This window comes from Mariniradius saccharolyticus AK6, assembly GCF_000330725.2.
GTDB lineage: Bacteria > Bacteroidota > Bacteroidia > Cytophagales > Cyclobacteriaceae > Mariniradius > Mariniradius saccharolyticus.
The window spans coordinates 39,491-52,761 of the sequence record NZ_AMZY02000010.1 but is presented as its reverse complement, the minus strand read 5'-3'; the positions used below and the strand labels follow the sequence as shown (position 1 = coordinate 52,761).

Below are 13,271 nucleotides of genomic sequence, written 5' to 3'. Positions count from 1 at the left end.
GAACCAAATGCGGACAAAATAAGTGGCATATGTTTGGCACATTTGGTTTATCAGTTGATCAATGCAACTTTCCTAAAGCAAAATCTATCGAAAAATCAATATGGAAAACATCATCAAAACCGTCAACCTCAAAAAACTCTATACCACCGAAGAGGTGGAAACCACCGCTCTGGACGATATCAATATCGAGATCAAAAAGGGTGAATTTGTCGCGATCATGGGCCCGTCAGGATGTGGCAAGTCCACTTTGCTCAACATTATTGGACTGTTGGATAACCCAGATGCAGGCCAATACCATTTTATCAACAATGAGGTGGCCAAATATTCAGAGCGCCAGCGTTCCCAACTGAGAAAAGGCAACATCGGTTTTGTCTTCCAAAGCTTCAACCTGATCGATGAATTGACTGTGTTCGAAAATGTCGAACTTCCGCTTTTGTACCTCAAGACTCCCTCCGACGAGCGGAAAAGAAGGGTAGAGGAAGTTTTGACCCGCATGAACATTATGCACCGTCGGGACCATTTTCCGCAGCAGCTTTCCGGTGGTCAGCAGCAAAGGGTGGCCATTGCCCGTGCCATCGTTGCCAAGCCCTCCGTCATCCTCGCCGACGAACCTACAGGTAACTTGGATTCTGCCAACGGTGAGGAAGTCATGCGGCTTTTGGAGGAACTGAACAACGAGGGAACCACCATCGTGATGGTAACCCACTCCCCCCATGATGCCAACTATGCCCACCGCATCATCAATCTGTTTGATGGCAAGGTGGTGACGGAGAATATCCGCGAACAATTCCACATTTGATAGCCAAAGGGAAACCGGCGCAAAGTAAAGTGCCGGTTTTCTTTTCTAAACGCAATTCAACTAATCTATTCAGCTGTGAATCGCTGCATTGGGTCAATTCTCGGTGAACTTCAAGGATTCTGGATTGAGGAGAGATATTAAAGCCTGCTTACCATCAATCAAAATGTTAAAAAACCACTTCCTTATCGCCTGGAGAGTCCTTCGAAAAAATAGCATGTACTCTCTGCTAAATGTCCTCGGACTGACGATAGGCATTTCGGGATTTTTGATGATTGTTTTTTTTATTTTGGATGAAAACAATTACGACCGGTTTTACAGCAATGCGGACCATGTCTATCGAATTACCTCGCACTGGGGAACCAACGGCGACGCACAATACGCCACGGCACCTCCGCCATTGGGCGTTGCGCTTACGAGTGGTATTTCGGAGATCAAAGCCGTCACGAGGCTTCTGAAATGGAATGATTTCACCATCCAACCGGAGACGGGGCTCAATGCGGCACAGATATTCCGCGAGACATCTGTATTCTATGCGGATCCCAACTTTTTTGAGGTGTTCGACTTTGAAATCATTGAGGGTAACAAGGAGTCGTTTGCCAAAGGCAATGGCTTGGCAATCACCGAGACGGCTGCAAGACGTTACTTTGGAAATGTCCCATTACACGAAGTAATGGACAAAAACCTGCTGATAGGCAGTTCTGCAACTACTCCCGTCCGGATTGCTGCGATATTGAAGGATTTGCCGACGCAGTCGCACTTTCATTTTGATATATTGGTACATCAGCCATCCATGCACGAGGAGATATTCCTCATGGACAATTGGACATGGAATATCCTCCACACTTATGCTGTCGTGCAAGAGGGTGGGGAAAGTGCCGTAGAAGCGCATTTGGATAGAATTGTGGCGACGGAAATTGTGCCTCGTCTCACGGGAGATCAGCAGTCGACGGATTTTTACTTTGCGCTGCAGCGGGTACAGGATATTCACCTTGATTCCCACCTCCTGCGTGAGCACGAAGTCAACGGATACAGGGGTTATGTCAATGTTTTTTCAGCTGTGGCTGCAATCATCTTGCTCCTGGCGAGTATCAACTTCATGAACCTGTCCACCGCAAAAGGAGCAAATAGGTCCATGGAGGTCGGTGTGAGGAAAGTAATGGGATCGGGAAAGGTCCAATTGATCGGACAATTCCTTGCGGAGGCATTTATTCTGGTACTGCTGAGTACTGTTGTTTCGCTGTTTTTGATCCAATCGCTCAACGGCCTATTCAATGAAATCAGCGGAAAGCAGATCAGTTTTGACCTGATGCAGCCTTCTTGGATTTGGATATCACTGCCAGTTCTGGTCCTTATTCTGACTTTGATGGCTGGATTTTATCCCGCATTTTACCTTTCCTCTTTCAAGCCGATCAAGGCACTCAGGGGCACTGCCTTATCCGAAAAGGGCAGCGTTGGGCTCCGAAGCGGCCTTGTGGTGTTTCAGTTTGGGATATCCTTGGTTTTGATGATCAGTGCTTTGATCGTGCAGGAACAGCTCGGCTTTATCCAGCATACCGACCTGGGATTCAAACGAGACCAACTGCTTGTCATCCATAACGACGGCGAAGTCTCAAATCAGGAGCGGGAGGATTTCAAGCGGCGACTTTCTACCAACCCCATGTTTCAGTCGGCCAGTTTCTCAACGGGGATACCACTTCCGGGAAGCTTCCACATGCGCGGATTCAACCTTCCGGAGTCCGGCACAGGTCAGGGGATGAATTGGTACGAGGCAGATGAGGATTTCGTGACGACGCTCGACTTGAAGCTTGCAGATGGGCGAAATTTTTCAAAAATACCCGGGGCTGATCGACAAAAGGTTTTGATCAACGAGCGGGCTGCGAAAGTACTAGGGATTGCGGACGACGCGATAGGAAAGACGATCATCAAGAATCAGGGCGCGGAAGACGAAGCAAAGTTGGAAGTTGTCGGAGTGCTCCGCGATTTCAATTTTGAATCCCTACGCACCGAAATCAAACCGCTCGTGATTGAGTACATGGATGACTATTTTTTGCGTGACTATATCACGGTCAGGGTCAGCGCGGGCAATTTTGCCGCAGCCATCGAAGATTTGCAGCAGACTTGGAAGCAGTTTGAGCCAAGAGTGCCCATGAATTACACCTTTTTGGACCAGGATTTTGAGGCCGTCTATCATTCAGAGATCAGGATGGGAAAACTGATGAACGTCTTGACGCTGATCTCAATCTTCATTGCATTGCTTGGATTATTTGGGTTGACGGCGTATTCCGTGCAGCAGCGTTCCAAGGAAATCGGCATCCGAAAAGTTTTCGGGGCGGGGACATCCGAATTGTTCCTGTTGCTGTCCGGCAGTTATTTCAAACTGATAGGAATTGCTGTACTTATTGCTGTACCTACTGCTTATCTCCTGATGGCAGAGTGGCTGGGGGATTTTGCATTTCGAGTGCCACTCACGCCCTGGGTATTTCTCATCGGGGCTATGGCTTGTTTTGGTTTGGCATTGCTTACCGTCCTGTTTCATTCCGTCAAGAGCATTGGTACCAATCCGGTCCATATTCTCAAAAACGAATAGTACCCTTGCCGCCAGCTGGAAATTTTGATAAAGAACAAACTAACCAACAATAATACTACCAACTATGCTCACCAACTACCTCAAAATCGCCCTTCGCGGCTTCGCCAAGCACAAGCTGACTTTCTTTATCAATGTATTTGGCCTTGCTTTGGGACTTTGGGCCGCGATCCTGATCGGACTTTGGATCCAAAGTGAGTTTGAAGTTGGAAACGGACTAGCCGAGATCGAACAGGTGCACCGTGTCATGGAGCACCAGTCCTATGGTGAACAGATATTCACCACCAACTCCACACCCGGGATTCTGGCGGAGTCGATGAAGGAGACGCTTGCCGACGTTGAGCATGCGGCGACTTATTCCTGGTCCAGCGAGGAATTGTTTGCTTACGGCGAAAACAGGGTCAAATTGAATGGCTTCTATGCGGGAGAGGATTACCTGAAGATCATGCAATATCCCTTTTTGCATGGATCCAGGGAAAAAGCCCTTACCGAGAAATCACATATCGTTTTGACCGCACAGGGTGCATTGAAACTATTTGGGAAGACAGACGTCATCGGGGAAACCATTGAGTTCATTTCCAATGAGGGCAAAGAATCCTTTATCGTCCAAGGTGTGTTGGCGGATCCGGGCAACAAAGTCGCAGCAGCTTTTGAGTACATTCTACCCTACAAGGTCATGTTTGACAAACCCTACAACGATTGGTTGAAGCATTGGGGCAACAATGGGCCAAGTACAATCTTGAAACTCAGGAAAGGGGCCGATCCCGAAAAATTCTCGGCTTCCATCGAAAACTATATCCTCGACCGCAACGAAGGCAGCAATGTGAAACTGTTCACTTATCCGCAAAGCGAACTCTATCTTTATGGTTCTTGGGAGAACGGAAAATTGCAGGAGGGACGGATCAAAAATGTAAAGCTGTTTGCCATGATAGGCATTTTTATCCTCATCATTGCCTGCATCAATTTCATGAACCTTTCCACTGCGAAGTCCCAAAAAAGAGCCAAGGAGGTTGGGGTAAGAAAAGTCGCAGGTGCAGATAGGAATTCATTGATTGCACAATTTCTCACCGAGTCATTGTTGGTTACTTGTTTTGCGTGTCTTTTGGCGGTTTTGTTGGTGCAGTTGACCTTGCCGATATTCAACGACCTGACAGGCAAGTCGCTCGTGATGCCGCTTAGTGACGTGGTTTTTTGGTCGAGGTTACTGCTGGTCATGTTCATCACCGGCCTGATAGCGGGTAGTTATCCGGCGTTTTATCTTTCGGCGATCAAAGTGGTTTCCGTTTTCAGGAGCTACATCAAGGGCGGTCGTGGTGTGGTGTTCGCCCGCAAGGGTTTGGTGCTTTTTCAGTTTGTCTTGGCGACGGGTCTGATTGTATCCACGATGGTAATCTATCGGCAGATCGAATTTGCCCTCAACCAAAATCTGGGCTACGAGAAGGATCAATTGCTTCAAATCCCTTTGGAAGGTGAGTTATTTGGAAAATATGAGATTTTTAAAAACAGACTGGAATCCAGCCCCGACATCGCATCAATAACCCGAACGACCCACAGCCTGATGGGAAGAAACAGCAATACCGGCGGTGTCAATTGGGAGGGGAAGGATCCGAATTTCAATGCTTTGTTTGAGAGGATATTGGTCGATCATGATTTTTTTGAAACAATGGGGATGAAATTCGTCCTTGGCGAGGGATTTTCGAGGGATCGCGCAGCTGACTCCGTACAGTCGGTTGTCGTCAACAAGAAAGCTTTTGAGATCATCACCGAAGCGAATCCTGACTTGAGAAGTATTGAAATCAACGGCGAACCCCGCGAAATTATCGGCGTGGTGGAGGATTTTCACTTCGAGAGTTTTCACCAGTCTATGGAACCGGCGTTTATGATTTTGGACCCGACCTACGCATTCAATGCCTTTGTCAAAGTCCAACCCGAAAAGATGCAGGAGACTATCGCGTTGATCGAAGGCGTGGTGACGGAGCTCAACCCGGATTTCCCATTCTCCTATCAATTTATGGACGAAAATTATGCAAGAATGTACCAGGACGATGTGCGGCTTCGTGACCTCGCACAGTATTTCAGCATCCTGACGATCATTATTTCTTGTCTCGGCTTGTTTGGCCTTTCTGCCCATATCGCCGAGCAGAAAACAAAGGAAATCGGCATCCGGAAAGTGCTGGGTGCGTCCACTTTGTCAATTCTCCATGTGATCAACCGCGAGTTTATCCTGATCGTGTCGATCTCAATCCTGCTGGGTTCCGCCATTGCATACTGGCTGATGCAGGACTGGTTGGGGGGATATGCCTATCGGATTGATTTTGAATGGTGGTTTATACCCTTGGCCGCCGCGGTGATTATGGGGATTGCTTACATGACCGTGAGCCTGCAGGCGCTGAAAGCAGCCCAGGTCAATCCGGCCAAGACGTTGAAATCGGAATAGTAAGCTTCATTTGGAACACTGGTTTTTTTAAGTCCACCCGAGATGGTAGTCCGGGTGGATTTTTAATGCTTTCGAATATCATCAGACCTCATCCGCTTCGGGGCATTATTCTTGATGTGTATGTTTGCCTGTGGGGAAATAATTTTTGCTTGTATCTTCAGTTGAGTAGTGGAAATGTATAATTCGAATACTCGGTCGTAAAAAGTGTTCTCCTGCATCTTAAATTCCTCATAATCAACGATATTTGTTTTGATTTTTGGGCGATTTTATCAACATTTACAAGAGTTTGTTTTTTGTGAAAATGCCCAAAATTTGATGTTTCCAAAGTCCATTGAAATGGGATGCCCGCCCCGAGGATTTGAGTAGGGTTTTTTAGATTTCCAAGAAATTAGTTTATAAGGATCGATTCCTCTTTTCGGAAGGAAGCTTGATAGTCAAGGCTACGATGAAAGATCAATCAGCTTGAGATTTTCGGTACGCCCAAGTGGGTGGTGCATTACCTGTTAGTACAGGGTTTAATTGAGCAGACAGAATTTGCAAATCATTTCCCATCAATCAAAAAAACCATCCCATGAAAAAAACACTGATTATCCTTGGAGTATGCGCCATGTTGTTTTCTTGTGCCCAAGAGCAGCGATACACCATGCAGTCGCCAGAAATCGACGCGATCAAATCGATGTACGATCTTTACAACAAAGGGGATTTTGAGGGGCAACGGCAGTTTTATGCTGAGGGTGCCCAGATATTCAACAACGCGCCCGAAACCAAACCAACATCGGTAGATCAGATGATCGCACAACAAAAGGACGAGATGGCCGGGTTTTCGAGTTATTCCATCGCCATTGGTGAAGATGCGATTGAAATGGTGACTACAGATGAGGGCGAAAAATGGGTCAACGTTTGGGGAACTTGGAAAGCGACAATGGCAGCGACGGGCCAGGCGTTTGAGGTTCCCGTCCACGCCACTTATCAGTTTGTTGACGGCAAAATCACCCGCGAGCATGGCTACTGGGACAATTCCCCCATAGTCATCGCTTTTATGGAGTATGAGGCTGCGCAAAAGGCTGCAGCTGACACCTTGCCTTAGCGACGGGAAGTTGCAGCTATGTAATCCGGTTTGAGTTACCCGGTTCCGAAAATGGTCCGTATCCTACATGGGTGCGGATTTTTTTTGATCCTGATCCAATCATTTCTGGCCGAGGATCGACCGGTCGTGTCAGCATGAGTTTGGTCAAAACCTGAGGTATTTTTTCCCCTTCACCCAAACAATTACCAAAGGAACCAATCCAACCAATACCAGCATCCCCATCCAAAGAATCGGGTTGTAGAGCGTGTTGATGGCACGATATCCGGCAGTCATTAAAAACAGGATCCAACCAGTGATTTCCCAGATTTTTTTGTTCTCCAATCGATTGGCATCGGGAAGTGTTGGCGTCAAGTTGAGCAAAATCTTGAGCTCGTCCCAATGCCAAAGAAGCAGCAGCAGATTGGCCATCAGCATCAGAAACGTGATCACAGGCGTGAAGGCGAATTCCATCGAGATCGTGATCACGAATACGTTGAGAATAATGGGGAAAAAAACCACCGCACCCAATTTGGCGAAGCGCTGCGTCATCAGCAACAAACCTGCGACTAACTGCCCCCAGCCCAGAAATTGCCAATAAATCCCGGTCTGATACATGGTTTCGAAAAAATGGAATGCCGTTCCGAACGGGGCATCCTCGTGGCTGACGGTAGTGAATCTTTCGCCTTTGATTTTTACGATGCTTGCAAAAACAAAGCCCGAACCGACAAGATATCGGGTGTAGATCACAAAGAGTTGGGCGAGGATGTTTTCCTTGATTTTCATCAACATATCGGTAAACCTATGGATGATGCGCAATGATTACAAATGTTACACGATTTAGGTATAACGTATAGAATTCTTGGCGCGAGCCTTTGTGCCGATGGATGTATCGGCAACACAGGTTCTTTCGGTTTCTCACTAATGCAAGTTGTCGAAAGACGAATACCGATTCATTGTTCAAATCTCCAAATCGGCCGTTTGCTGCGAATACTCGCCAGAATCGCCCCGATGGGCGAAGAATTCGTGCTCGGAGTGGGTGTAATTTCCATGGCCTCCAAAATTCAAAAGAGTTTTTATTTCACCTTAAAAATTTCTTCGATTCCTCTTGGCTAAAACTTATCCACTGTGAAAACAAATTCGTATTTAGTCTAACACAAAATAAAGATTAACGACGACCCCATGAAACCAACATTGCTCATTCTTGTCCTGTCTTGTGTCTTCTCTTCGGTCTTTGCCCAATTTACCTACGAACACCTCGAAGTGGACTACGCCGGTGCCCACCAATTTAGGGATCTCAAAATCATTCCAATCCGTGCCAAACCGAGTTTTGCCGAGGCCAATCAGCAAGCTGCCAGTCTCAATAATGTGATGAGTTTGGCTCAGGCTTTGGCCACCAACCAAGCAGCTTTCACTGAGCGGACGGACGCTAGGGGCCGAATCCGCGAAGACGTGAACATACTCACTTTTGAAAACTTTTCTGACCAGCCTATTTTCTTGATGTCAGGAGAGGTAATCACAGGCGGCATGCAAGACCGCGTAATTGCGCAGGACATGATTGTAAATCCAAGAAGCGGAAGGGTAGAGGTGCCGGTTTTTTGCGTGGAAAAAGGCCGGTGGTCAGGCGGTACCAAAAGCACCAAATTCAAAAATTACCATGAGGCCAGCATGCACCTACGACAAGTGATCGACCGGGAGCAAAGTCAAGGTGCTGTGTGGGAGGAGATTTCCAAGGAAAACCGCCGCGACGGTATCCGCACCAGCACAGAGGCCTATACCGCCCACGCCAATTCGCCGGAGTACATCAGGCGAGAAAACGAATACCTGGAGTTTTTTAACCAAAAATTCATGAACAAAGAAAACATCGTTGGCATTGTGGGAGTAACGGGCGGTGTGGTGATGGGCTGCGACATTTTTGTTTCCCCTGACTTGTTTTACCGTGAGTACAACAACCTTATTTACGCCTATATTGACGAAGCCCTCACTTTCGGTGCGCCCGTCAGTATGACCGAAGAGTCCGTAAAGCGCTACATGGACAACTTGCTCAGCAACACTGTGATGCAGGATAGATTTGTACGGCAAAACGGCAAGATGTTCAGGCAGGGCGAGCAAATCATCCACATCACCACCTATTGATTTGAAAAAGGCATTGAAATCGCTGCTTTTGTGGCTGCTGAGCGGTATGCCTTTGTTGGCGCAGACCAACTCGATCAAGGAAAATCTGGGACCATCGGTCAATACGAAGGAAGACCAGATTTTGCCGGTGTTCTCGCTGGATGGGAACACACTTTACTTCAGTGAAAACGCCACCACCGGCAGGTACGAGATATGGTTTAGCCAAAGGAACGAAGCGGGCACTTGGGCACCCAAACAGAAAGCCGAGGGCCTTAATCCACCGACTGATGGGAGTAAGTATGTGTTTGCCCAAGTGGAAAACGACTTGCTGCTGGTCAACGGCTGGTTTGAGCAAACGGACATAGGTTGGGTGCAATCGACAGGGCTATCATGGTACCTGCCCAGTCAAAAACGATTTGTACGGCTTGACATACCGACATTGCGGACGCAAGCCAAAGGGCGGTTTGTCAACGCTTTTTTGCACCGACCAACCAAAATGCTGTTGCTGAGCTACGCCGAAAACGAGCGCAAAGATATCTACGTCTGCCAGCCGGAAAACCCATCAGCGCCGTGGACGGAGTTACGTTGGCAAATGCCCGAACGCTTACCAGCGCCGCTCAACTCTGAGTTTGACGACACTACGCCTTTTTTGGACAATGACGGCGCTACGCTGTATTTTGCCAGCAACCGTCCGGGCGGCTATGGCGCGGACGACATCTACCGCTCCCGACGCCTCGGCGACTCCTGGACCCAATGGTCTGTGCCGGAAAATCTCGGGTTTCGCGTGAACAGCAATTATTCGGAAATTTATTATTGTATCGCTCCATCGCGCGATTTCGCATATTTCGTCTCTTACAAACACAGCTATGGATCGGGCGATATTTTCATGCTCCGTGCCGATTCTACCCAGAGCTTCCCGGATATCAAACCGCCACCCCGCGACACCCAAATTGATCCACTTCTGCCGATGCAGGCTGTAGGGGAAAGCGAACTGGAGGTGGCGAAATACAAGGCCAACAACTTGGTGTTCCTAATTGACCGCTCAGGATCAATGAAAGGGGACAATAAATTGCCATTGCTCAAATCGTCTTTGAAGCGGCTCATCGGTCAACTCCGCGATATCGACCGGCTCACGCTGATGAGCTTTGCCGATTCGGCGATCGTCCATTTTTCTCTGAGGGGTGTAACCCAGAAAGATAGCCTTTACGCTTTGATTGACAGTCTTGCGGCGGCCGGGGAGACCAAGGCCAACAAAGGCTTGGAACTCGCCTATGACTATACTGTTCGTAATTTTGTCGAAGACGGCAACAATGAGATCATCTTAGTGACAGATGGACTTTTCAGCCTGTCAACACAAGACCGCCAACGCATCAACGCCAATCGCCGCATCATACTTTCGGTCGTCGGTTTGGGCAATGACGGCAAGGCGCTAAGTAATCTGAGAAAACTGGCAACTGGCACAAAGGGCAGTTTTATCCATATTCAAAACCACGAAACCGGCACAGAAGCTTTGCTGGAAGAAGTGAAATCCCGCTCGCGGCGGTGATCGTGTAAGCTTAGAAAATCAGTGTTGCATCAAAGGATTCAAAGATTCTTGAAAAAATGGATTTATGGTTCCATACGTAGTTGAGGCAAATATTGGTCTCACACGCTGTAAAGGCCAAGCACAAGTGTGGATTGCATGGCCAACACGATCAGTTTTTTTCGATTTTTTCCCTTTCACGTTGGTGAAAGACAAACACCAGGTAACTGATGAGATCGCCAAATCGCTCATTTGCTTCGAGGATATCTGCTGGAATCTCTCGTCCTTGGAGTCTCGCCAGCAATTGCCCGTAGATGGAATGCAGGCAAATTCGGATTTCATTTCCGGGGTTTTCACCTTTCGCCTCCAATACCAATTGAAGGAGATGTGGTTTGGCTTTTTGGAAGAGCTCGAAATAGTTTTTGTCGGTCTTGAGGATTTCCCAGTGAATCTTGGCTAGGGTATCCATATGTGTTTGAACCCGGACTAGATGCCCTCGTTTTTCGATGCCCGAGGACTTCAATTCATGGGCGATTTCTGCAAACCAGCTCAAAGTTTCCTGTTTTTCAGACTCAGCAATAGGATAGTGAGACACGACAAATTGCCGAATTTCCTCCAAATTGAAATCATATGCCCGGATTAGATCCTCCATTTGGTACATATACAGGATGTATTCGGCGATATTCTTTTCCAGTTTATTTAAAGCAATTTTTTTCATGTTCTTTCTGCTGGCCAACAATTGCTGCTTTCAACCAGTTTGATCAAGGATTGACACCAAGATCAAATATCTGGTTGATGCCATTTTGTGGTTTGTTCTCTTGCCCTTCAAATTTACCTAGGTGTTTTGAGGCTATACCAAAATAACCCACAATTTTACCTATTTTTGCGCCCAGAATGAATATGCAACGAATTAGAAACTTCTGTATCATCGCCCATATTGACCATGGGAAGAGTACTTTGGCCGACCGCCTGCTCCAGTTTACCAACACGGTAAGTGACAGGGAAATGCAGGACCAGTTGTTGGACAACATGGATTTGGAAAGGGAAAGGGGGATTACCATCAAATCCCACGCGATCCAGATGAAGTACAACTACAAGGGTGAGGAATATGTCCTCAACCTTATAGATACCCCGGGACACGTAGATTTTTCCTACGAAGTGTCCAGATCCATCGCCGCTTGTGAGGGCGCGCTGTTGATCGTGGATGCCTCGCAGGGTATCGAAGCGCAGACCATTTCCAATTTGTATTTGGCAATTGGCCATGATTTGGAGATAATCCCTGTGCTCAACAAGATTGACCTTCCCGGCGCTGACCCTGACGTCGTGGCCGATGAGGTGATCGATCTGATTGGTTGCAAAAGAGAGGATATCATACTTGCCTCCGGAAAAGAGGGCATTGGGATCGAAGATATCCTGAATGCCGTGGTGGAAAGAATACCGGCACCAAAGGGTGATCCGGAAGCACCACTTCAAGCCATGATTTTTGATTCCGTATTCAATTCTTTCCGTGGCGTGGAAGTTATCTTCCGGATTTTTAACGGTACGATCAACAAGGGTGACCGGATCAAATTTGTCAACACAGGCCGTGAATACGAGGCCGATGAGATCGGAATACTCGGCATCAACCAAATTCCGCAACAGACCATGTCTGCGGGTAACGTGGGATACCTCATTTCCGGCATCAAAGTCGCCAAAGAAGTGAAAGTCGGTGATACCATTACCCATGTGAAAAATCCCTGTGCCGCGGCCATCAAGGGTTTTGAAAACGTAAAGCCAATGGTTTTTGCGGGGATTTATCCCGTGGATACCACCGAATTCGAAGAGTTGAGGGCGTCGATGGAGAAGCTACAGCTCAACGATGCCTCGCTGGTATGGGAACCCGAGACCTCTGCGGCGCTGGGTTTTGGATTTCGCTGCGGATTCTTGGGAATGCTCCACATGGAGATCATCCAAGAGCGGCTTGAGCGAGAGTTTGACATGACGGTGATCACGACGGTGCCTTCTGTGCAGTTCAGGGCCATCATGACCAATGACGAGGTGAAATTGATCAACGCACCCTCAGACATGCCCGATCCGACCAGGTTCAAGCATATTGAAGAGCCGTTTGTTAAAGCTACGATCATCACGGCTGCAGAGTATGTGGGTCCTGTGATTCAACTTTGCATGGAAAAAAGAGGTCAGATCAAAAACCAAATCTATTTGACTTCTGACCGGGTCGAATTGACCTTCCATATGCCTTTGGCCGAGATCGTATTTGATTTCTTCGATAAATTAAAGACCATTTCGCGGGGATATGCGTCGCTCGATTACGAATTGATGGGCTTCCAGCAATCCCACATGGTGAGATTGGATGTGATGCTCAACGGCGAGGTCGTAGATGCGCTTTCCGCCATCGTGCACCGCGACAAAGCCTACGAATGGGGCAAGAGACTTTGTGAAAAACTCAAAGAACTCGTACCGCGTCAGATGTTCGAAATCGCCATCCAGGCTGCCATCGGCACCAAAATCATCGCCAGGGAGACCGTAAAGGCACTTCGCAAAAACGTCTTGGCCAAGTGCTACGGTGGTGATATTTCCAGAAAGCGCAAACTCCTCGAAAAACAGAAGAAGGGCAAGAAGCGAATGAGGCAAGTCGGCAATGTCGAGGTGCCTCAGGAGGCATTTATGGCGGTACTTAAATTGGATTAGTCAAGTACGAAGTTAGAAGTTAGAAGTACGAATATCTTAACTCAAGGCCCTTTTGAGACCCAT

9 protein-coding genes are annotated in these 13,271 nt (G+C 47.6%); 7 read left to right on the top strand and 2 right to left on the bottom strand.

Annotated elements, in window-relative coordinates; genetic code table 11:
• Positions 1-100 precede the first annotated feature (100 nt).
• From C943_RS09490 to C943_RS09475, 4 genes are all read left to right on the top strand, one after another.
• A complete protein-coding gene (locus C943_RS09490) occupies positions 101-799 on the top strand; it encodes an ABC transporter ATP-binding protein (protein ID WP_008627067.1) in 699 nt (232 codons plus the stop codon).
• Positions 800-1,013: 214 nt separating this feature from the next.
• A complete protein-coding gene (locus C943_RS09485; RefSeq protein ID WP_008627065.1) occupies positions 1,014-3,386 on the top strand; it encodes an ABC transporter permease in 2,373 nt (790 codons plus the stop codon).
• Between the two features lie 64 nt (positions 3,387-3,450).
• A complete protein-coding gene (locus C943_RS09480; RefSeq protein WP_008627063.1) occupies positions 3,451-5,820 on the top strand; it encodes an ABC transporter permease in 2,370 nt (789 codons plus the stop codon).
• Between the two features lie 571 nt (positions 5,821-6,391).
• Positions 6,392-6,907 (top strand): nuclear transport factor 2 family protein, encoded by a 516-nt coding sequence (locus C943_RS09475; protein WP_008627061.1) that lies wholly within the window; start codon positions 6,392-6,394, stop codon positions 6,905-6,907.
• Positions 6,908-7,051: 144 nt separating this feature from the next.
• Here the strand turns inward: C943_RS09475 and C943_RS09470 are convergent, their stop codons facing one another.
• Positions 7,052-7,669: a hypothetical protein gene (locus C943_RS09470; RefSeq protein ID WP_211208877.1), complete on the bottom strand. Its 618-nt coding sequence runs from the start codon at positions 7,667-7,669 to the stop codon at positions 7,052-7,054.
• A 396-nt stretch (positions 7,670-8,065) separates the two neighbouring features.
• Between C943_RS09470 and C943_RS09460 the strand changes: the two genes are divergently transcribed.
• Positions 8,066-9,019: an ARPP-1 family domain-containing protein gene (locus C943_RS09460; protein ID WP_040479951.1), complete on the top strand. Its 954-nt coding sequence runs from the start codon at positions 8,066-8,068 to the stop codon at positions 9,017-9,019.
• A gap of 1 nt (position 9,020) precedes the next feature.
• Positions 9,021-10,544, top strand: a complete 1,524-nt coding sequence (locus C943_RS09455) for a VWA domain-containing protein (RefSeq protein WP_040479948.1) — start codon at positions 9,021-9,023, stop codon at positions 10,542-10,544.
• 148 nt (positions 10,545-10,692) lie between these two features.
• Here C943_RS09455 and C943_RS09450 read toward each other — a convergent pair whose 3' ends face one another.
• Positions 10,693-11,238, bottom strand: a complete 546-nt coding sequence (locus C943_RS09450) for a DUF4924 family protein (RefSeq protein ID WP_040479945.1) — start codon at positions 11,236-11,238, stop codon at positions 10,693-10,695.
• A gap of 182 nt (positions 11,239-11,420) precedes the next feature.
• Here C943_RS09450 and lepA point away from each other — a divergent pair, with 182 nt between their 5' ends.
• The gene (gene lepA, locus C943_RS09445) at positions 11,421-13,208 is read left to right on the top strand and encodes a translation elongation factor 4 (protein ID WP_008627043.1); all 1,788 of its coding nucleotides are present in this window, start codon (positions 11,421-11,423) and stop codon (positions 13,206-13,208) included.
• The last annotated feature ends 63 nt before the right edge of the window (positions 13,209-13,271 follow it).

Coding starts and splice junctions, on each gene's coding strand:
- C943_RS09490 (WP_008627067.1), top strand. CDS start 101: ATGGAAAACATCATCAAAACCGTCAACCTCAAAAAACTCTATACCACC.
- C943_RS09485 (WP_008627065.1), top strand. CDS start 1,014: ATGTACTCTCTGCTAAATGTCCTCGGACTGACGATAGGCATTTCGGGA.
- C943_RS09480 (WP_008627063.1), top strand. CDS start 3,451: ATGCTCACCAACTACCTCAAAATCGCCCTTCGCGGCTTCGCCAAGCAC.
- C943_RS09475 (WP_008627061.1), top strand. CDS start 6,392: ATGAAAAAAACACTGATTATCCTTGGAGTATGCGCCATGTTGTTTTCT.
- C943_RS09470 (WP_211208877.1), bottom strand. CDS start 7,669: ATGAAAATCAAGGAAAACATCCTCGCCCAACTCTTTGTGATCTACACC.
- C943_RS09460 (WP_040479951.1), top strand. CDS start 8,066: ATGAAACCAACATTGCTCATTCTTGTCCTGTCTTGTGTCTTCTCTTCG.
- C943_RS09450 (WP_040479945.1), bottom strand. CDS start 11,238: ATGAAAAAAATTGCTTTAAATAAACTGGAAAAGAATATCGCCGAATAC.
- lepA (WP_008627043.1), top strand. CDS start 11,421: ATGCAACGAATTAGAAACTTCTGTATCATCGCCCATATTGACCATGGG.